Below are 19,812 nucleotides of genomic sequence, written 5' to 3'. Positions count from 1 at the left end.
GTGGCTGACGCAGAGCTTCCGCTGGCGTTGAGCGTCGGCGATCCGTCCGGCGTGGGGCCGGACATCGCCATCGCTGCTTGGCAGGCCCGCGAAAGCGCTGGCGTTCCGTCATTTTATCTCCTTGCCGATCCGGCACTGATTGCCGCGCGGGCGCACAGGCTCGGCACCGATATCACGATTGCCGAGACGACGCCGGCGTTAGCGCCGGGGGTGTTTTCGCGCGCGCTGCCGTTGGTGGCGCTTGCTGCCCGTTTCGTCGACAGTCCCGGCCGCCCGGATCCAGCCAACGCCGCCGGCATCATCGAGGCGATCGACCGCGCAGTTGCCGACTGCCTGGCCGGCCGCGCCGCCGCAGTCGTCACCTGCCCCATTGCCAAGAAGCCGCTCTACGACGCCGGCTTTCGCTTTCCCGGCCACACCGAATATCTGGCGCATCTGGCATCGCTTCACACCGGCACCGAAGTGACACCGGTGATGCTGCTTGCCGGTCCGGACCTGCGCACCGTGCCGGTCACCATCCACATCGCGCTGGCCGAGGTGCCGAAAGCGCTGACCATGGACCTTATCGTCGCCACCGGCCGCATCACCGCCGCCGACCTTGCGAACCGCTTCGGAATTGCCAAGCCGCGGCTCGCCATTGCCGGCCTCAACCCGCATGCCGGCGAAGGCGGCACCATGGGCACCGAAGACGAGCGGATCGTGCGCCCGGCGGTCGACCGGCTGAGGCAGGAAGGGATCGACGCCTTCGGGCCGTTGCCGGCCGACACGCTGTTTCATGCTCGCGCCCGCGCCGGCTACGACGTGGCGCTCTGTATGTATCACGACCAGGCGCTGATCCCGGCCAAGGCGCTGGCGTTTGACGAGGCGGTCAACGTCACACTCGGCCTGCCCTTCGTCCGCACCTCGCCCGACCACGGCACCGCCTTCGACATCGCCGGCAAGGGCATCGCCCGTGCCGGCAGCCTGATTGCAGCGCTGAAACTCGCTCGCGTTCTTGCCGATACCGGGAAAAGGCCGTAGGCCCTGAGCCCAATCAGCCATATTCGATGGCCTTAACCCGATGAGCCCGCCTGATGAGCCCAGCCCGATGAGCATAGACGGCCTGCCGCCACTGCGCGAGGTGATCGAGCGCCATGGGCTGCAGGCGAAAAAGGCGCTGGGCCAGAATTTTCTGCTCGACCTTAACCTGACAAGCAAGATTGCGCGAACCGCCGGCGACCTGAGCGACGTTACGGTTATCGAGGTCGGTCCCGGTCCGGGCGGGCTGACCCGGGCCCTGCTCCTCAACGGCGCCCGGCGGGTCGTCGCCATCGAGCGCGATGAGCGCTGCCTGGCGGCCTTGGCCGAGATCGCGAACCACTATCCGGGCCGGCTAGAGATCGTAGCCGGCGATGCGCTGAAAGCTGATTTTGCAGCGCTTGCAAAAGGAGTGCCGGGAGGCGGCGGGCCGGCGAAAATCGTTGCCAACTTGCCCTACAATATCGGCACCGAATTGCTGATCCGCTGGCTGACCGTTACCGAGTGGCCGCCCTTCTACACATCGATGACACTGATGTTCCAGCGCGAGGTCGCCGAACGCATTGCAGCCAGCCCCGGCAGCGATGCCTATGGTCGGCTCGGCGTGCTGGCAGGCTGGCGGACGGAGGCGAGGATTGCCTTCGACGTGCCGCCGCAGGCGTTCACGCCGCCACCCAAGGTGACGTCCTCGGTCGTGCATCTGGTGCCGCGCGCCAGCCCCTTGCCGGCAGAGGTGAAACGGCTCAGCCGCGTCACCGAAGCGGCGTTTGGCCAGCGCCGGAAAATGCTGCGGCAGAGCGTGAAAAGCCTCGGCGGCGAGGCGCTGCTTGCCCGTGCCGGCATCGATCCGACCAGGCGCGCCGAGACGCTGAGCGTCGAGGAGTTCGTTCGCCTGACCAACGCGGTGTGATGCCGGGACGCGTCTGCGTGGAATTTCCGCTCTCACGGCATAGATAGCCGGACAAACCTGCCCGGAGACAAACAATGGCCGCCTATGTCATTTCCGACGTCACGATCCGCGACGCAGAGGCGATCGAAGCTTATCGCATCCGCGCGGCTGCCTCCATCGCCCAGCACGGCGGGCGCTATCTGGTACGCGGTGGCAAGGTGGAAATGTTGGAAGGCGACTGGTCTCCCGGGCCGCTGATCATCGTCGAATCCCCCGACATGGACACGGCGCGGCGCTGGTATCGCTCGGCCGAATACGCCGCTGCATTGGAGCTGCGCGACGCCGCGCTCAGCCGCAATCTGATCCTGGTCGAGGGGATAGCGCGTTGATCAATCCGTCTTCTCGTCGAGCAGCCCCGAGACGAAATCGAACAGGCCGGGCCGGCGATCGCGTCTGAGCCGTTCGGCGGTGACGATGCCGCGCACCTCGGCGAAAGCGCGGTCGAGATCGTCGTTGACGATGACGAAATCATATTCCTTCCAGTGCTCGATCTCGTTGCGGGCGTTCTTGAGCCGCGTCTCGATCACCGCTTCCTGGTCCTCGGCGCGACGCTTCAGCCGCGCCTTCAATTCCTTCATCGATGGCGGCAGGATGAATATCGAGACGATGTCGGCGCGCATCTTCTCCTTGAGCTGCTGAGCGCCTTGCCAGTCGATGTCGAACAGCATGTCGCGGCCTTCGGCCAGCGCCTGTTCAGCCGGCTCGCGCGGTGTCGCGTAGCAATTGCCGTGCACCTCCGCCCATTCGAGCAGCGCATCGGAATCGCGCAGCCGCTCGAACTCGCGCATGGTACGGAAGTGGTAATGGACGCCCTCGATCTCGCTGCCGCGGCGTGGCCGCGTGGTGACCGAGACCGACAATTCCAGGCTGGAATCGCTCTCCAGCAGATTGCGCGCAATCGTCGACTTGCCGGCGCCTGACGGCGACGACAAGACCAGCATCAGCCCGCGGCGCCGAATGCGGGAACCCACATCCCTAGCGGTCATGGGGCTTGGCAGTCATGTGGCTTGGCATCGGGATCATTCCAGATTCTGGACCTGTTCGCGAAACTGGTCGACGACCGCCTTCAGTTCCAGCCCGATGGCGGTGACCGCGGCAGCATTCGACTTGGAACACAGCGTATTCGATTCGCGGTTGAATTCCTGTGCCAGGAAATCGAGCTTGCGGCCGATGGCGCCGCCGCCACCGAGCAGCGCCCGGCCTGACGCCACATGTGTCTTCAGCCGGTCGATCTCCTCGCGTATGTCGGCCTTGGTGGCCAGGAACGCCGCTTCCATATGCAGCCGGCTGGCGTCCAGGTTGGCAGACGCGTCCATCAACAGGCGGATCTGCTCGGCGAGCCTTTCGCGGATCGTGGCCGGTTCGCGTGATGGATCGGCCTCGGCCCGCAGCGTCAGCGCCTCGATGGCATCGATATGGCCGGACAGCAGGGAACGAAGTGCCGCACCTTCGCCCTGGCGCGCCTGGTGCAGCCCGTTCAGTGCTGCTTCCAGCGCCGACAGTATTGCGGTATCGAGCGCACTGCGCGCCTCTTCGGTTTCGATGGTTTCGGGAATGTCGAGGACGCCGCGCAGCGCAAGCAGCCCGTCGGCCGCCGCAGGGGCTACTCCGAACTGCTCCTGCAGCCGCTTGGCCAAGCCCGCCAGATCCTTCAGGAAAGCCTCGTTGACCACGGGTTGCGCTTGCGCGCCGGCGGCGCGGCCAATGGTCAGCGTCATCTGGAAATTGCCGCGCGCAAAACGCTTTTGCACCGTCTGCCGGACGGCCGGCTCCAGCCGGTCGAAACCTTGCGGCAGCCGCAGCCTGACCTCGACGCTTTTGCCGTTGACGGACTTGGCTTCCCAGGCAATCGAAGTGCCGTCGTGTTCGGCGACACTGCGCGCAAAACCGGTCATGCTCTGCAAGTTCATGTAGCCGTGCGTCCCTTTGCCGAATGCCCCTCAAGCCGGAGCGATTTTCTCCGGACAGGACCATGTGAATTTCAATGCCATGGCAGCCCTTGCACATCCACCCGGACATGCACAGGGCCAAACTGATGGCGTCCGGCCCTACTGGGCGGCGGTGGCGCCTGCATCGTCAACGATGGCTCCCGCCGGCGTGTCGGCTCCGGTATTGGTTGCTCCGGCCTTGGCGGCGTCCTGCGCCTGCTTTTTCAGCAGTGCCCGGTAGCGAGCGACATTCTCGTTATGCTCATCGAGCGTCGAGGCAAAGACGTGCCCGCCGCTGCCGTCGGCGACGAAGTAGAGATCGCTGGTCTTCGACGGATTGGCGACAGCCTCCAGCGCCGCACGGCCGGGATTGGCGATCGGCGTCGGCGGTAACCCGTTGATCAGATAGGTGTTGTAGGGCGTCGGCTTCTGGATGTCCGACTGATAGATCGGGCGGTCGATGGGTTTGCCTTTGCCGCCGAACAGGCCGTAGATGATGGTCGGGTCCGACTGCAGCCGCATACCCTTGGCCAGCCGGTTGAGGAAGACGGCGGCTACGCGCGAGCGTTCATCGCCCTTGCCGGTCTCCTTCTCGACGATAGAGGCCAGGGTGACAAAATCCTCAACGTTGGCGATCGGCAGATCCGGCGCTCGGCGTTGCCAGACCTCGTCGACCAGCTTCTTCTGGTCGGCCAGAAGCTTGTCGACCATCTGCTGGCGTGTTGCGCCGCGGGTGAAACGCAGCGTGTCGGTGGCGAGGCTGCCCTCAGGTGGAGTGGTCGACGGCATATCGCCGGTCAGCGCGTCCTGCTCGGCGATCCGTTGCAGCGCCTGCTCGACCGTCAGCCCCTCGGGGATGGTCAGCGAATACATCACCGACTTGCCGCTCTTCAGCAGTTCCATGATATCGTGCATCGACGCCTGCGGCTTGATCTCGTATTCGCCGGCCTTCAGGGCGGAATCATTGCCGAAGGCGCGCACGCCAAGGCGGAAAATGCGGGCGTCGCTGATCAGCCCTCGCCGCTCAAGCTGGTCGGCGATCTCCTGGACGCCGCTATTCGGCTTGACCAGGAAAGTGTCGCCATTGGCCGACGGGCCGGGCTCGTTGAACTCCTGCTTGCCGAAATACAGCGCAACGCCTGCCGCCAGCACCATCAGCATCACCGAAGAGATGACGAAGTTCATGAACACGACGAACTGGCTGCGCGAGGCACGCGAGCGCTTCGGCGGCGGCGTGCCGGCCTCGGGCCGCAACGCCTCGCTGGCCGTCTTCGGCACGATCGGGCCGGGCGTGGGCGTTGCTGGCCGTTGCCCGAATTCCCCGTTATCGGCCGGATTTGTGTTCATAGCGCCCTACCATTTGATCTTGCGACGAATCCCCTCGGGCAGAGTAGGGGCGAATATGGCAAAATTGACGGCAGACGGAAACCGGCAGAGCGGTCAGCCATTGTAGCGCTGGAAGACGAGCGAGGCGTTGGTGCCACCGAAGCCGAAGGAGTTGGACAGCGCCACGTCTATCTGCCGGGCCCGCGGCTTGTGCGGCACCAGGTCGATCGCCGTTTCGCGCTCCGGATTGTCAAGATTGATGGTCGGCGGCGCGATGTTGTCGCGAATGGCGAGGATCGAAAAGATCGCCTCGGCAGCACCAGCCGCGCCCAGCAGGTGGCCAATCGACGATTTGGTCGACGACATCGATATCTTCGAGGCGGCGTTGCCGACCAGCCGCTCGACGGCGCCGAGTTCGATCGTATCGGCCATGGTCGAGGTGCCGTGCGCGTTGATGTAGTCGACATCGGCCGGCGTCAGCTTCGCCCGGTTCAGCGCCGCGGTCATGCAACGGAAAGCGCCGTCGCCGTCCTCGGCAGGCGCGGTGATGTGATAGGCGTCGCCGGTCAGACCGTAGCCGGTGACCTCGGCATAGATCTTGGCGCCGCGGGCCTTGGCGTGTTCGAGCTCCTCGAGCACGACAACACCGGCGCCCTCGCCCATGACGAAGCCGTCGCGATCGCGATCATAGGGGCGTGAGGCCGTTTGTGGCGCATCGTTGCGCTCGGTGGAGAGCGCGCGGCAAGCGGCGAACCCGGCGACTGACAGTCTCGTCACCGGCGCTTCGGCGCCGCCTGCGACCATAACGTCGGCATCGCCCCAGATGATCAGCCGGGCGGCATCGCCGATGGCGTGCGCACCGGTCGAGCAAGCGGTGACGACGGCATGGTTGGGGCCTTTCAGCCCATGCCGGATCGAGACCTGACCGGAGACGAGGTTGATGATCTGGCCAGGGATGAAGAATGGGCTGATGCGGCGCGGACCGCGTTCCTTGAGGATCATCGCATTCTCGGCGATGCCTTCGATGCCGCCGATGCCCGAACCGATCAGCACGCCGGTGGCGCACTGTTCCTCATGCGTCTTCGGCTGCCAGCCGGAATCCTTGAGTGCCTCGTCGGCGGCCGCGATCCCGTACAGAATGAAGTCGCCGATCTTGCGCAGTTCCTTCGGCTCGAGAACGGCTTCAGGATTGAAAGTGGCATTGGAGCCGTCACCGCGCGGAATGACGTGGGCGACCTTGCAGGCAAGATCTTCCACCTCGAATTCGGTGATGCGCTTGGCTGCGCTGCGGCCGGTCAGAAGCTCCTTCCAGCTGTGCTCGAAGCCCATGCCGAACGGCGAAAGCAGCCCAAGGCCCGTGACGACGACACGCCTCATCGCAGGTCCTCCCCGGTGATGACTGCAAATAGCGTCAGGCGGAGGCCTTGTCGATGTATTTCACCGCATCGCCAACAGTCAGGATGGTCTCGGCGGCGTCGTCCGGGATTTCGACACCGAACTCTTCTTCGAACGCCATGACAAGTTCGACCGTGTCGAGGCTGTCCGCGCCCAGATCATCGATGAAGCTCGCCTGCTCCGTCACCTTGTCGGCATCGACGCCAAGGTGCTCGATGACGATCTTCTTGACGCGCTCTGCGGTGTCACTCATTTGGGCATCCTCGTCTTTTGGTTGTCTGTCTTCGTTAGCGGGCAGAATGCCGCTAATCAAGCTGAAAGATGGTCCTGCCGGAAACGCAGCGGAACAGGACCGGTTTTTGCCCGAACCGCCGGGTTGCGGGCGGCATTACACGAAAAATCCCGTGCATCCAAGACGGAATGAAGCGTTTTCCCAAGTGTTAGATCATTGCCATGCCGCCATTCACATGAATGGTCTGGCCGGTGACGTAGGCTGCCTCGTTGGAAGCGAGGTAGGCGACGGCTGAGGCGACTTCGGCGCCCGTGCCCATGCGCCGGGTCGGGATCGCCGCCATGATCGCCTCTTTCTGCTTGTCGTTGAGCTTGGCGGTCATCGCCGATTCGATGAAGCCCGGGGCGACGCAGTTGACGGTGATATTGCGGGTGGCGATCTCCTGCGCCAGCGATTTGGAAAAGCCGATCATACCGGCTTTGGAGGCGCAATAGTTGGTCTGGCCGGGATTACCCATGACGCCAACCACTGAAGTGATGTTGATGATGCGGCCATGGCGGCGCCGCATCATCGGATGGGTAAGCTCGCGGGTCAGCCGGAACACGGCGGTCAGGTTGACCTCGAGCACGCTATCCCAGTCGGCGTCAGCCATGCGCACGAACAACCCGTCCTTGGTGATGCCGGCATTGTTGACGAGGATGTCGACGCCTTCGAGGTCAGCTTCCGCCTTCTGGCCGAGCGCCTTGACGTCGTCGCGGTTGGAAAGATTGGCCGGGAAAAGCTTGACCCGGTCGCCCAGTTCGGCGGCCAGCGCCTCCAATTTCTCGATACGTGTGCCATGCAGGCCGACGATGGCGCCCTGGCCGTGCAGCACGCGGGCGATCGCCTCGCCTATACCTCCCGATGCGCCGGTGACGAGCGCCTTGCGGCCGGTCAATTCGAACATGCTTTATCCTCTTCCCAAATCGTACTGGCCAATCATACGGGCCGGTGAGTTCGGCTATCTGTAAACGTTGCCGCGGTGGCCTATGGTTACCACCAGAATGACGAGCCGGTTATCCTGCACATCGCAAATGATGCGATAATCCCCGACGCGATATCTCCAAAAGGTTGCGAGCGGGCCCTTCAGCGGTTTGCCGAGTTCACGCGGGTTGTCGAGAACGGCAATGCGGTTTTCAATAAAATCACGGATACGGTGACGTGTCTGCGGATCCAGTTTTTCGACAAATTTTCGCGCCGAGTGGGCGTATTCAAGCGTCCAGGCCACGCCAGAAGTCCTCGGCTCTCATGACGTCTTCTTCACCACGCCTGATCCGCTCAACGACTTCGGCAGCCAGGTAGTAATCCTCCAAGTCCTCCAGACCACGTTCAATGAGCTCGCGCAGATAGTAGGCCTTGCTGCGACCAGTCTTGGCCGCGAGAAAATCCAGGCGCTGCTCGACTTCAGGAGAAAGGCGGATCGATGTGGGCATGCCGCACCTTGTTGCGATACATGTATTCATGTAGCGGCAAGCACTGATGAATTCAAGCTGCGTGGTCACCCAAGGCGGCAAGTGCCGTCTCGACCTCCGCCGCCGATCCGATGCTGCTGGTGGCAATGTCGCGGTTGATGCGGCGGGCCAGCCCCGACAGCACCTTGCCGGCGCCCACTTCGTAAAGCGTCACAACGCCGTTGCTGCCGAACCACTCCACCGTTTCGCGCCAGCGCACGCGCCCGATCACCTGTTCGACGAGTCGGCGGGCGATCTCGTCGGGATCGCTCGTCGGGGTCACCGTAACATTGGAGACCAGCGGCACGACCGGCGCACTCTTCGTCACGGCGGCCAGCGCCTCCCGCATGATCTCGGCCGCAGGCTTCATCAATGCCGAATGGAAGGGCGCCGAGACCTGCAGCATCAGCGCCCGCTTGGCGCCCTTCTCCGTGCATAGCCTCGCCGCCAGTTCGACCGCTGGCCTGGCGCCGGAGATCACCAGCTGGCCGCCGCCATTGTCATTGGCGATCTGGCAAACCAAGGCTTGTGCGGGATCTTTGGCGGCGCCCTGGGCGGCCTCTGCGCAAGCGGCTTCGACGTCGGCCTGTTCCAGCCCGATGATCGCCGCCATGGCGCCCTCGCCGGCCGGCACAGCCGCCTGCATGGCATTGCCGCGGATGCGCAACAGCCGGGCGGCGTCGGCGACCGAAACGAAACCTGCGGCCGCAAGTGCCGAATATTCGCCGAGCGAGTGGCCGGCGACATAGGTGACCTTGCCGTTCAGGGAGAAGCCGCGCGCCTCCAGCGCCCGGATTGCGGCAAGCGACACCGCCATCAGCGCCGGCTGGGCGTTGGCGGTCAGCGTCAGCGTCTCTTCCGGGCCTTCCCAGATCAGCTTCGATAGGTTTTCGCCGAGCGCGTCGTCAACTTCCTCGAAGATCCGCCGCGATTCCACAAAGGTATCGGCGAGGTCCTTGCCCATGCCGACAGCCTGGCTGCCCTGCCCCGGAAAGGTGAATGCGATGGCCATCGGCGGCTCCCAGCTGCTGGTTCACGTTGCCTGTGACGCAAGGCGTGCGGCCAAGTCAAGTCCAACCTTGATCGCGTAATATCGGCCGAGTGCCTGTTTCGGCAGGCTTTTTGGCGATCACTCATGATGAAAACCGCTCACGATTTGTTTGCTGGCTCTTCTTATTTCCGCCACAGGCGCTAGGCTTTGCGTGACAGTTCGATGACAATCGAGTGACGCTTTTGTTGCGGGCCGGGGAACTATTGAAGTGGCAAAGACCAAGCAGAGCGCAGCCGAGGCGGCGCCCCAGTTTCTTGAAGGCGATCCGTCGACCGGCTATCTGCCGGCGCGCAAATGGCCTGTCATCCGCTATGGCCTTATCAGCTTGCTGGCTGCGGCCATCCTTGTGTTTGCCATCGAACTGATCGTGCGCGGCAACTTTGCCGGCACCATTGATTTCTTTCTGCAGCCTTTCAAACCCGGCTGGACCACGATCATCATTTTTGCGCTGATCCTCATCGGCCTCGACGCCGTGCTCGGCCGCAGTCATCAGAGCCTGATGATCGTCGCGCCGCTGACATTGTCGCTGGCGTTCGTCGGCCACCAGAAGTCGCTGTATCTCGGCGATCCGCTCTATCCGACCGATTTCCTTTATTCCCGGCAGATCGTGGCACTGATGCCGCTTCTGGTACGCGATCGCCCGGGAACCGCCATTGCCCTGGCGATCGGCATCGTCGGCGGGCTGTCGCTGCTCGTCTATGGCTGGCGGCTATGGCGCCGCCGTGTTCCGGCGCTCAGCCACAAGGGCCGCCTTGCCCGGCTGACGCTGACAGTACCGCTGATCGCCTTCTTCGTTTCCATCATGGACTATGCCACTTTCTCGTGGACGCGCGACCGGCTGCAGATCATCCCGATCATGTGGGACCAGAAGGAAAACTATGCCTCGAACGGTTTTGCGCTCGCCTTCGCGCTTAACGTTCCGATGGCGCATGTCTCGGCGCCGCCCGGCTATTCCGACAAGGCGATCGAAGCGATCGGCAAACCGCAGGTGACCGCCTCGGTACCTGCCGAGAAGCCCGACATCATCGTCGTCATGAGCGAATCCTTCTGGGATCCGACCAAGCTACCCGGCGTCACCATCACACCCGACCCTATCCCCAATGTGCGGGCACTGCGCACGGGTTACATGTTCTCGCCCGAGTTCGGCGGCATGACGGCCAACATCGAGTTCGAGGCCCTGACCGGCTTTTCCAACGCCTTCCTGCCGGCGGGCAGCATTCCCTACCAGCAATATGTGCGGACACCGACTCCCTCGCTGGCGACCTTCCTGAAAAGTCAGGGCTACCGGGCGCGCGCCATCCATCCCGGCACTAACTGGTTCTGGAACCGGGGGGCCGTCTATGCCGATTTCGGCTTCAACGACTTCAAGTCCGAGGAGACGTTGCCGCCCATGCAGAAGCGCGGACCGCTCGCGTCGGACGCTGCGATGACCGACGAGATCATCCACGAAGCCGATACCAGCGCCCAGCCGGTGTTCTTTTTCGCCGTCAGCCTGCAGAACCACGGGCCGTATGAGCCGTATCGCTATAACAATCCGACCCACAAGGTGCAGGCGCCGATCAGCCAATGGGCGCGTGAATCGCTGTTGAGCTATGCCGAAGGCTCTTCCGACGCGGACCGCGGCCTCGAGCGGCTGATCGAATGGGCGAAGAAACGCGAGCGGCCGACCGTCATCGCGTTCTTCGGCGACCATCTGCCGCCGCTTGGGCCGGTCTACGTCGAGACCGGCTTCCTGAAGGACAATGTTGCGCCGCGCAAGGAGGCAGCCGACCAGATGCTGCTGCACCACCAGACGCCGCTGATCGTCTGGTCGAATCGCAGCGGCCCGGCCGAGGATCTAGGCGCCGTCAGCCCGTCCTTCCTGCCCTACCATATCCTGAAGACAGCCGGCATCAGCCATCCCTATTACACCGGCTTCCTCGGACAGTTGCGAGAGCGCTACCGCGTTATCGACCGCAATTTGCTTTTGGCACCGGGGGGCGACGCCACCCCCGATTGGTCGCGTCAGAAAGAGATCGATCCGGCAATCCGCGACTTCCGTCTGCTGCAATACGACATGATGTTCGGCAAGCGCCATGCGGCGCCCGATTTCTTCCCCGAAACCACGGGCAAAGTGGCTGCACACACGAGTTGAGCAGCGGCGGCGGGAGAGCGGCCGACGTCGTTCAGTTCGTCAAGTGCAGCTGCGAAATCGAGCTTCCGATTTTCAGGAAGACGCTTTCGAGCTGACTGACGTCGTTGGTCGGGTAATAATCCGACGGCGACGATGCGCAGGCCTCGTAGAGCTTGCGGTTGGCTGCGGTGTCGGCCTGCAGCAGCACTGTGAAGATCTGCACGTCCTGCTTCTTCAATGTGTTGCATACATTGGTTGTCCAATCGTCAACATTGCGCGCAGCCGCGGTCTGGTCGCTGGATCCAAACCGACCCGAGGCCAGGAATCCGTAGGAGCCATAGTCCGACTTCTGTGGCGTATCCTTCGCGCCATAGACAACATTCTCGCCGTCGGTGAGCAGCAGCACCGTTTTGGTCGTGCCTGACGCCCTGAACGGCGCGCCGTCGCTGTAAGGCGGTTCCGGCGAGAGCACCCGCATCCCCCATGACAAGCCTTCCGAAACATTGGTCCCCGAGCCGTTCCATTCGATCATCTCACCGACGGCTTTCCGCAATTTGTCGAAATCATCGGTCAGCGGCACTATCGGCGTCGGACAGGCCCGGTTTGGGCCGATAGTCAGTGGGCCTCTCTTGTCGTTGATCAGCTTCATCGTCGAAACACTGTACTTCGCCATGTCGCTGGTGAGGCCGGGAAGCACGGTGACAACGGTATCGTCGAGATAGGAATTGTTGTAGCCGGTCGCTGAATTGCCGTAGGAGCTGGTTGGATTTTTAGCGTTACCTGGATCGTCCGGCGCGAAATAGGGTACGAACAGGGTGTCCGGTTTGTTTTGGTCGGGCGAAATGTCGGAAACATTGTTGGTTCCGGGCCGCGCTTCGACGCAGCCTCTCCATTCGACGCCCAATTGCTTGAACAGGTCCATATGGTTGACGCGCTTGCCGCCGACCAAGGGGAAATTGGCGCCATTGTTCGGCGATTTGCCGGCCATGTCGATCCAGGCCGGATCGTAGTCCTCGCCCTTGACGTTGACCGCGGTGACGAACGGCACCACCGCGACACGTACGCTGCGCGTCGGCGACTTCGCCGCTTCGAGCATATCGATCAGGGCCGTCGCCGCCGTCCGCAATGCGCCGATGCGATCGTTGCTGGCCATCGACCCGGTATTGTCGAGCACCAGCACGACTTCGAGCTGATTGGTCGATTCGACGGCGCCGGCATCGACGGTGATGCGCTTGTCGTTGCCGAACAGGAAGGCGAAGTTCAAATTGACGTCCGCCGTGGCGACAGCCTTGGTCTGGATGTAATTGAGGCCCCTTTCCACGGTAAGCGTCGCTTCGGCGTTCCTCAACTCGCTGTGGCCGGCGACATTGGTCTGGAAGTAGCGGTCGAAGACGTCCTTGCGCGAAGCCTCGATGTCGCCGAGATGCGAAGATGCAAGGTTCGCGGCATCGAGCGCATTCTGCAAGCTGACCTTGGCCCTCATCAAGGTGGACACGTCCACGGCAAAGGCGACGGCGGTCAGAACCGCAGGCAGCCCGAACGCCAGCATCAGGGCAAAGTTGCCGCTCTTCGAACGGCAGAATTTGTCGAAAAGCATTTTTGTCCCCAAACCGCCTTGGTGCCGAACTCGCGCAGACTGTTTGCTTTTGCATCCGCATGATGAACGACGGGTTGCCGCCACGCCCGCCGATGCTGGAACTTCGCATGGTGGTTAAGGTCCGGTTTCAGGAGATCCGTAAGCCTTGCCGTCGAGGCCCGTGGCGCTCTGGGACGTTAGGGCCGTTTGCTCCGTGGTTTGGCCTTGCTTTGCGGTCAAATTCCTGTATAGACGCCCGCAATCTGCCGGTCCTTGCTGGGGGCTGAACGGAGGGCCGGAGGTTTTTCGAAACCTTCGCGTGAAGCCAGAAGCGCTTCCGCCTCCCGTGTCTCCGCTCTCGACCGTCTCGTCATGCTCCTTTCTTCCCCGCCTTCGCAAGGATTGCGGGTCAGAGAAGTTGCAGAGGCTTTTGCCGCCGGGAACCGGGAGAGAAACGAAGAAAGGCACAAACACTATGGCTCTATACGAACATGTGTTTCTTGCCCGGCAGGACCTCTCGCAGCAGCAGGTCGATGCGCTTGTCGAACAGTACAAGGGCGTCATCACCGCGAATGGCGGGTCCGTCGGCCGGGTCGAGAACTGGGGACTGAAGTCCCTCACCTACCGGGTCAACAAGAACCGGAAGGCATATTATACACTCATGGACATCACCTGCCCGCCGGCCGCGCTCAACGAGATGGAGCGCCAGATGGGCCTGTCCGAGGACGTGCTGCGTTTCCTGACCATCAAGGTCGATGCGCATGAGGAAGGTCCGTCGGCAATGATGCAGAAGCGCGAAGAGCGCTCGGAACGCGGCGGCTTCGGCGACCGCGACCGTGGCGATCGTGGCCCGCGCTCATTCGGCGACCGCGATCGCGGTGACCGTAGTGATCGTCCGCCGCGCAGCTTCGGCGATGGCGGTGCCGATCGTGGCCCGCGCCGTCCGCGCGAAGGCTTTGAAGGAGCCGCAGAATAATGGTCGACATCAACCAGATCCCAACCCGGCGCCCCTTCCACCGTCGCCGCAAGACCTGCCCGTTCTCCGGCGCCAATGCGCCGAAGATCGACTACAAGGACGTGCGGCTTCTGCAGCGCTACATCTCCGAGCGCGGCAAGATCGTTCCATCGCGTATCACCGCCGTAAGCCAGAAGAAGCAGCGCGAACTCGCCAAGGCGATCAAGCGCGCCCGCTTCCTCGGCCTGCTGCCCTACGTGGTCCGCTAACACTGATTAGTTGACCATGATCTTATCCGAAAACCGGTTTCCACTTTTCGGGATCATGGTCTAGCCAGCGGGCGGTTCGCCGCCCGCTTTTCACCGGCCACGACGGGCGTAGCCGGATCGAACACCAAATCCCGGGTTGGATTTCAACAAGAGATCCTAACTGCCGCGACAGGCAGGACAGCGACACAGGCGGCGACGCCCCAGCTTCCTGACCTGTTCCAGACAACTCGGCGCCGATCCTGAGGATAGCGCCCAAGCGAAGGAACAAAACCATGGAAGTCATTCTTCTCGAACGCGTTTCCCGCCTCGGCCAGATGGGCGATACCGTCAAGGTCAAGGACGGGTTCGCCCGCAATTTCCTGCTGCCGCAAGGCAAGGCGCTGCGCGCCAACGAAGCTAACAAGAAGAAGTTCGAGGGGCAGCGGGCCCAGCTCGAAGCCCGCAACCTGGAGCGCAAGTCCGAAGCCGCGCAGATTGCAGAAAAGCTCGACGGCAAGAGCTTCATCGCCGTGCGCTCGGCCGGCGAAACCGGTCAGCTTTATGGTTCGGTCTCGACGCGCGACATCGCCGAGCTGGTGACGGCGGAAGGTTTTTCGGTCAACCGCAACCAGATCCTGCTCAACCAGCCAATCAAGACCATCGGCGTCACCAATGTGGCGATCGCGCTGCACCCGGAAGTCGAGGTTACCATCACGCTCAACATTGCCCGCACGGCCGACGAAGCCGAGCGCCAGGCCAAGGGCGAAACACTGACCACCGCCGAAGCCATCTACGGCGAGGACATCAACGATAATGCGCGGCCGGAAAACTTCTTCGATCCGAATGCGGAGTTCGAAGGCGGCGAAGACAACGGCTGATCGTCATTCGTCGGCATTCGCCGGCTAATCGCTATTCTGGACCAATGCCCGGGCCTCGTACCCGGGCATTTTTATGCCAAATGGAACTTTTCGAACCCCTATATCTTGATGCAGAATAGGACAGCATGTCTGGCCGAGAGGGGACAATTGGTCATGAATATTCTGCTGAAACGCGTTCTCGACCGCCTGGTCCGCATAGGCAATCTCAAGGTCACAGGGCCGCAAGGCTCGATGGTGACTTTCGGTGACGGCAGCGGCGAGCCGGTGCACATGCACATCAAGACAAGGCATGCCGAGCGCGCAATAACCTTCGATCCGATGCTGGCGGTGCCGGAAGCCTACATGGACGGTGAACTCGACATTCTCGAGGGCGGCGTGCTGGGGGTGATGCGGATTGCCTTCCAGAACATGGGCAGCGGCGGTATCGATGCCACCTGGTCGAAGGCGATCGAAGGTCTGCGCCACGCCTTCCGGCGCCTGCAGCAGATCAACACGGCGTCGCGGGCGCGCCGCAACGTGCAGCGCCATTACGATCTGTCGGGCGATCTCTACCGCCTCTTCCTCGATGAGGACATGCAATATTCCTGCGCCTATTTCGAGCAGCCGGACATGACGCTCGACGAGGCCCAAGCAGCCAAGAAGCGCCATATCGCCGCCAAGCTCAGGCTGAAGGCGGGCCAGACGGTTCTTGATATCGGCTCCGGCTGGGGTGGGCTTGGGCTCTATCTAGCCAAGGCGTTCGACGTCGACGTACAGGGCGTGACGCTGTCGACCGAGCAGCACGGCGTCGCCACCGACCGCGCCCATGCGCAAGGCCTGCAAAACCGGGTGCATTTCGACATCAAGGACTATCGCGAACTCAATGAACGTTTCGACCGCATCGTCTCCGTCGGCATGTTCGAGCATGTCGGGGTCAATCATTTCCGCACCTTCTTCGACAAGTCGGCGACGCTGCTGAAGCCGGACGGCGTCATGCTGCTGCACACGATCGGCCGCTCCGGCGTGCCGTGGGCAACCAGCGCCTTCATCCGCAAGTACATCTTCCCGGGCGGCTACATCCCGTCGCTATCCGAAGTGATGCCGGCCATCGAAAAATCGGGGCTCGTCGTCACCGACATCGAGGCTCTGCGGCTGCATTATGCCGAGACGCTGAAGCATTGGGGCGAGCGCTTCGCGGCCAATCGCGACAAGGCCAGGGCGATTTATGACGAGCGCTTCTGCCGCATGTGGGAGTTCTATCTTGCCGCCTCGGAAGCTGCCTTCCGCTGGCAGGATCTGGTGATCTTCCAGATCCAGATTGCGAAGAAGAACGACACGCTGCCGATGACGCGCGACTACATGGCCAGTTGCGAGAAGGCGCTGGAGATGCGCGATCTTGGACGTCGCGAAAAGGCTCCGGTTGCCAAGCCCACTCGCCGCCGCAAGGTGGCGGATCCGGAGTAGACTGCCGGCATCACGCCATCGCCACTTGCCATTGCCGGCCGGCACGCTGAAAAGGGTCCCGTCAAACGCGGGACCCTTTTTTCATGACCTACCTCCTCTACGTCGCCGCCGCACTTGCCGAGATCGCCGGCTGCTTTTCGTTCTGGGTGTGGTGGCGGCTGGACAAGTCGCCGCTGTGGTTGGCGCCCGGTCTCGTCTCGCTCGTGCTATTCGCGTGGCTGCTGGCGCTGGTCGACACCAGCGCGGCGGGCCGGGCCTACGCCGCCTATGGCGGCATCTACATTGCCCCCTCGCTGGCCTGGCTGTGGCTGGCGGAAGGCGTGCACCCCGACCGCTGGGATCTTGCCGGTGCCGCGATCTGCATCGTTGGCGCCTCGGTCATTCTGCTCGCACCTCGGACTGCCTAAGCGATGGAACTGCCCGTCCCGCTTAGACAAGGCGTCGACCGCCTTCTCGAACAGGTGCCTTTGCCGATGCTTAAGCAAGCGGCAAAGACGCTGTCGGACCGCTACCGCGCAGAGTTGCGCGACGGTCGCCTGCACATGGCCGAAGACATGGCGGTGAAGGCCTATCTGGCAACGCGGCTACCGGCGACCTATGCGGCCGTTCGCGCCAGCCTCGATGCGGTGGGCGAGTCTCGGCCCGCCTATGCTCCGAAGACCTTGCTCGATGTCGGCGCCGGCCCTGGCACGGTGCTTTGGGCCACAATCAATCTCTGGCCGGATCTCGAACAGGCGGTGCTACTCGAGGCCGGCGCCGCGGTACGAAGGGTCGGCGAAGCACTTGCCGCGGATGCGATCACGGCCAGGACCGCCTGGCGGACCGGCGACATCACCATCGACCTGGTCGATCTGGAGCCGGCCGAGCTGGTGACTTCAGCCTATGTGCTGGATGAGATCGCGCCGGCATCGCTGGCAAAACTCGTCGACCGGCTCTGGCAGCTGACCGCAGACACGCTGCTGGTGGTCGAGCCGGGCACGCCGGCCGGCTGGCAGCGTATTCTTGCCGTGCGGCGGCAGTTGATCGAGGCGGGCGCGCACGTGCTTGCGCCCTGCCCGCATGAGGCGCCCTGCCCGCTCGTTGCCCCCGACTGGTGCCATTTCGCCCGCCGCGTCGCCCGCTCGCGCCTACACCGTCTGGCCAAGGATGCCGAGGTGCCGTGGGAGGACGAGAAATTCATCTTTGTCGCGGCCTCCCGCCATCCGGCCGCTCCGCCTCGAGCGCGAGTGATCGCACCGCCGAAGTCGGGGTCCGGCAAGGTCTTGCTGAAGCTTTGCGAACAGGATGGGGGTGCTGCCGAGCGACTGTTCACCAAGCGCGACGGCGAGACGTTCAAGGCCGCGCGGCGACTGGATTGGGGTGATGCCTTGCCGGAATGACCGGCAGCTATTTTCCTGTTTTGTTCTCGCCCGAGAACGGCTAGGCTCGCCATCTTGATTCGAGTCAATCGAGATTCTTTCCACCGAAAGATCCTGGCTGTGAATCGCGGGCATCAAAGTTGGTTGGTTAGGGACTGATGCAGATAAGTCATCACCGACTTGTCTCGTTCTGATATCGAGAGACGGGGATCAGGACCGGGGACATCATGGCAGAGGCAGCACGAAAATTCGGCGTGGCGGAAACACCGCTCTATCGCGAGGCGCCGAACAATATCGAGGCCGAGCAGGCGCTGCTCGGCGCCATACTGGTCAACAACGATGCCTTCTACCGCGTCTCCGACTTCCTGAAGCCCGGCCATTTCTACGAGCCGCTGCATAGAAAGATCTTCGAGGTCGCGGCCGAGCTCATCCGCATGGGCAAGATCGCGACGCCGATCACGCTGAAGACCTTCCTGCCGGCCGACGAGAAGGTCGGCGACATGACGGTGGCGCAATATGTCGTGCGGTTGGCGGTCGAGGCCGTCACCGTCGTCAACGCCACCGACTATGGCCGCGCCATCTACGATCTGGCGACGCGGCGCGCGCTAATCACTGTCGGCGAGGACATGGTCAACATCGCCTATGACGCGCCGGTCGACATGTCGCCCTCCGACCAGATCGAGGATGCCGAGCGGCGCCTGTTCGAATTGGCCGAAACCGGCCGCTACGATGGCGGCTTCGAGAGCTTCACCGATGCCGTCAAGACCGCCGTCGACATGGCCAATGCGGCTTATATGCGCGACGGGCATTTGTCGGGCGTTGCTACCGGCTTGCGCGATCTCGACCGCCGCATGGGCGGCCTTCAGTCGTCCGACCTGATCATCATTGCCGGCCGCCCCGGCATGGGCAAGACCTCGCTCGCCACCAATATCGCCTTCAACATCGCCGAAGCCTATGTCCCGGCGCAGCAGGCGGACGGCTCGTTCAAGGCGGCCAATGGCGGCGTCGTCGGCTTCTTTTCGCTCGAAATGTCATCCGAACAGCTGGCCACCCGCATTATTTCCGAACAGACGGAAATCCCGTCGTCGAAAATCCGGCGCGGCGAGATCAGCGAGATGGATTTCGAAAAGCTGGTCGCCTGCTCGCAGACAATGCAGAAAATCCCGCTGTTCATCGACCAGACCGGCGGCATTTCCATCGCTCAGCTGTCGGCCCGCGCGCGTCGCCTGAAGCGCCAGCGCGGCCTCGACGTCATCGTTATCGACTATATCCAGCTGATGCAGGGATCGAGCGCGAAATCCTCGCAAAACCGCGTCCAGGAAATCACCGAGATCACCACCGGCCTCAAGGCACTAGCCAAGGAGCTGGCGGTGCCGATCATCGCGCTGTCGCAGCTGTCGCGCCAGGTCGAGAGCCGCGACGACAAGCGCCCGCAGCTTTCGGATCTGCGCGAATCGGGTTCCATCGAGCAGGACGCCGACGTGGTGCTGTTCGTCTACCGCGAGGAATATTATCTGAAGAACCGTGAGCCGAAGCCGGGCACCGACGAATACATTAAGTGGGAACACGAGATGAACGAGATGCGCGGTAAGGCCGAGGTCATCGTCGCCAAACAGCGCCACGGCCCAACGGGATCGGTCAGCCTCGCCTTCCAGGGCGAATTCACCCGCTTCTCGGACCTTGCGGAAGAGCATCATATTGCGGAGAGGTTTGAGTAAGCGTTTGGCAGATGTCGCAACAAGAATGCGGGAGTACGGCGTTCCTTCACGCCCCCCTCTGTCCTGCCAGACATCTCCCCCACGAGGGGGGAGATTGGAGATGTCCGGCAGGACAGAGGGGGGCGCTGTCCCGCC

The 19,812-nt window shown here is 62.9% G+C and carries 21 protein-coding genes; 11 read left to right on the top strand and 10 right to left on the bottom strand.

All coding sequences use genetic code 11. The features are described 5' to 3' along the window. The 3 genes from pdxA (at window position 1) to NKH28_RS17750 (ending at window position 2,295) form a co-directional block, all read left to right on the top strand. On the top strand, window positions 1-1,020 hold the full coding sequence (pdxA, locus tag NKH28_RS17760; RefSeq protein WP_352979849.1) for a 4-hydroxythreonine-4-phosphate dehydrogenase PdxA: 1,020 nt from the start codon (window positions 1-3) through the stop codon (window positions 1,018-1,020). A 67-nt stretch (window positions 1,021-1,087) separates the two neighbouring features. Beyond that, on the top strand, window positions 1,088-1,927 hold the full coding sequence (gene rsmA / locus NKH28_RS17755) for a 16S rRNA (adenine(1518)-N(6)/adenine(1519)-N(6))-dimethyltransferase RsmA (protein ID WP_352471097.1): 840 nt from the start codon (window positions 1,088-1,090) through the stop codon (window positions 1,925-1,927). Window positions 1,928-2,001: 74 nt separating this feature from the next. Next, window positions 2,002-2,295 carry a DUF1330 domain-containing protein gene (locus tag NKH28_RS17750; protein WP_352542728.1) on the top strand — a complete coding sequence of 98 codons (294 nt, stop codon included), beginning with the start codon at window positions 2,002-2,004 and terminating at the stop codon, window positions 2,293-2,295. On the opposite strand, the gene gmk is transcribed toward NKH28_RS17750, so the two are convergent. The 9 genes from gmk to fabD all read right to left on the bottom strand — a co-directional run bounded on the left by gmk (window position 2,296) and on the right by fabD (window position 9,349). Further along, window positions 2,296-2,952 (bottom strand): guanylate kinase, encoded by a 657-nt coding sequence (gene gmk / locus NKH28_RS17745; protein ID WP_023677701.1) that lies wholly within the window; start codon window positions 2,950-2,952, stop codon window positions 2,296-2,298. A gap of 33 nt (window positions 2,953-2,985) precedes the next feature. Further along, on the bottom strand, window positions 2,986-3,876 hold the full coding sequence (locus NKH28_RS17740; protein WP_352471095.1) for a YicC/YloC family endoribonuclease: 891 nt from the start codon (window positions 3,874-3,876) through the stop codon (window positions 2,986-2,988). Window positions 3,877-4,014: 138 nt separating this feature from the next. Then, window positions 4,015-5,241: an endolytic transglycosylase MltG gene (gene mltG, locus NKH28_RS17735; protein ID WP_352972769.1), complete on the bottom strand. Its 1,227-nt coding sequence runs from the start codon at window positions 5,239-5,241 to the stop codon at window positions 4,015-4,017. 93 nt (window positions 5,242-5,334) lie between these two features. Then, complete coding sequence (gene fabF, locus NKH28_RS17730) at window positions 5,335-6,597, bottom strand: beta-ketoacyl-ACP synthase II (protein ID WP_352454402.1); 1,263 nt, start codon at window positions 6,595-6,597, stop codon at window positions 5,335-5,337. Between the two features lie 34 nt (window positions 6,598-6,631). Beyond that, complete coding sequence (locus NKH28_RS17725; protein WP_006203723.1) at window positions 6,632-6,868, bottom strand: acyl carrier protein; 237 nt, start codon at window positions 6,866-6,868, stop codon at window positions 6,632-6,634. A gap of 187 nt (window positions 6,869-7,055) precedes the next feature. Next, on the bottom strand, window positions 7,056-7,793 hold the full coding sequence (fabG, locus tag NKH28_RS17720) for a 3-oxoacyl-[acyl-carrier-protein] reductase (protein ID WP_352471093.1): 738 nt from the start codon (window positions 7,791-7,793) through the stop codon (window positions 7,056-7,058). A 54-nt stretch (window positions 7,794-7,847) separates the two neighbouring features. After that, complete coding sequence (locus tag NKH28_RS17715; RefSeq protein ID WP_352471092.1) at window positions 7,848-8,114, bottom strand: type II toxin-antitoxin system RelE family toxin; 267 nt, start codon at window positions 8,112-8,114, stop codon at window positions 7,848-7,850. After that, on the bottom strand, window positions 8,098-8,319 hold the full coding sequence (gene relB, locus NKH28_RS17710) for a type II toxin-antitoxin system RelB family antitoxin (protein ID WP_352467166.1): 222 nt from the start codon (window positions 8,317-8,319) through the stop codon (window positions 8,098-8,100). The genes NKH28_RS17715 and relB overlap by 17 nt, the downstream gene beginning before the upstream one ends. A gap of 52 nt (window positions 8,320-8,371) precedes the next feature. Then, on the bottom strand, window positions 8,372-9,349 hold the full coding sequence (gene fabD / locus NKH28_RS17705) for an ACP S-malonyltransferase (RefSeq protein WP_352838196.1): 978 nt from the start codon (window positions 9,347-9,349) through the stop codon (window positions 8,372-8,374). 247 nt (window positions 9,350-9,596) lie between these two features. Here fabD and NKH28_RS17700 point away from each other — a divergent pair, with 247 nt between their 5' ends. After that, a complete protein-coding gene (locus NKH28_RS17700) occupies window positions 9,597-11,522 on the top strand; it encodes an LTA synthase family protein (RefSeq protein WP_352979846.1) in 1,926 nt (641 codons plus the stop codon). 31 nt (window positions 11,523-11,553) lie between these two features. Here the strand turns inward: NKH28_RS17700 and NKH28_RS17695 are convergent, their stop codons facing one another. Further along, the gene (locus NKH28_RS17695; RefSeq protein ID WP_352471089.1) at window positions 11,554-13,098 is read right to left on the bottom strand and encodes a pilus assembly protein TadG-related protein; all 1,545 of its coding nucleotides are present in this window, start codon (window positions 13,096-13,098) and stop codon (window positions 11,554-11,556) included. Between the two features lie 454 nt (window positions 13,099-13,552). Between NKH28_RS17695 and rpsF the strand changes: the two genes are divergently transcribed. From rpsF to NKH28_RS17660, 7 genes are all read left to right on the top strand, one after another. Then, window positions 13,553-14,053 carry a 30S ribosomal protein S6 gene (gene rpsF, locus NKH28_RS17690; RefSeq protein ID WP_352979845.1) on the top strand — a complete coding sequence of 167 codons (501 nt, stop codon included), beginning with the start codon at window positions 13,553-13,555 and terminating at the stop codon, window positions 14,051-14,053. After that, the gene (rpsR, locus tag NKH28_RS17685) at window positions 14,053-14,301 is read left to right on the top strand and encodes a 30S ribosomal protein S18 (protein ID WP_006203718.1); all 249 of its coding nucleotides are present in this window, start codon (window positions 14,053-14,055) and stop codon (window positions 14,299-14,301) included. Before rpsF ends, rpsR begins: the two co-directional genes overlap by 1 nt. A gap of 272 nt (window positions 14,302-14,573) precedes the next feature. Then, window positions 14,574-15,158: a 50S ribosomal protein L9 gene (gene rplI, locus NKH28_RS17680; protein ID WP_254820243.1), complete on the top strand. Its 585-nt coding sequence runs from the start codon at window positions 14,574-14,576 to the stop codon at window positions 15,156-15,158. A gap of 153 nt (window positions 15,159-15,311) precedes the next feature. Further along, on the top strand, window positions 15,312-16,601 hold the full coding sequence (locus NKH28_RS17675; RefSeq protein ID WP_352979843.1) for a cyclopropane fatty acid synthase: 1,290 nt from the start codon (window positions 15,312-15,314) through the stop codon (window positions 16,599-16,601). Between the two features lie 83 nt (window positions 16,602-16,684). Beyond that, entirely contained in the window at window positions 16,685-17,008 is a 324-nt protein-coding gene (locus tag NKH28_RS17670) for a YnfA family protein (RefSeq protein ID WP_352979841.1), read from the top strand. 3 nt (window positions 17,009-17,011) lie between these two features. Then, complete coding sequence (locus NKH28_RS17665) at window positions 17,012-17,980, top strand: small ribosomal subunit Rsm22 family protein (RefSeq protein WP_352979840.1); 969 nt, start codon at window positions 17,012-17,014, stop codon at window positions 17,978-17,980. A 206-nt stretch (window positions 17,981-18,186) separates the two neighbouring features. Beyond that, window positions 18,187-19,677, top strand: coding sequence for a replicative DNA helicase (locus NKH28_RS17660; RefSeq protein ID WP_352471085.1), 1,491 nt, complete (start codon window positions 18,187-18,189; stop codon window positions 19,675-19,677). The last annotated feature ends 135 nt before the right edge of the window (window positions 19,678-19,812 follow it).

Origin of the sequence: Mesorhizobium sp. M1227, assembly GCF_040318315.1 — a bacterium.
Taxonomy (GTDB): domain Bacteria; phylum Pseudomonadota; class Alphaproteobacteria; order Rhizobiales; family Rhizobiaceae; genus Mesorhizobium.
This window is presented reverse-complemented; position numbering and strand designations above follow the sequence as displayed.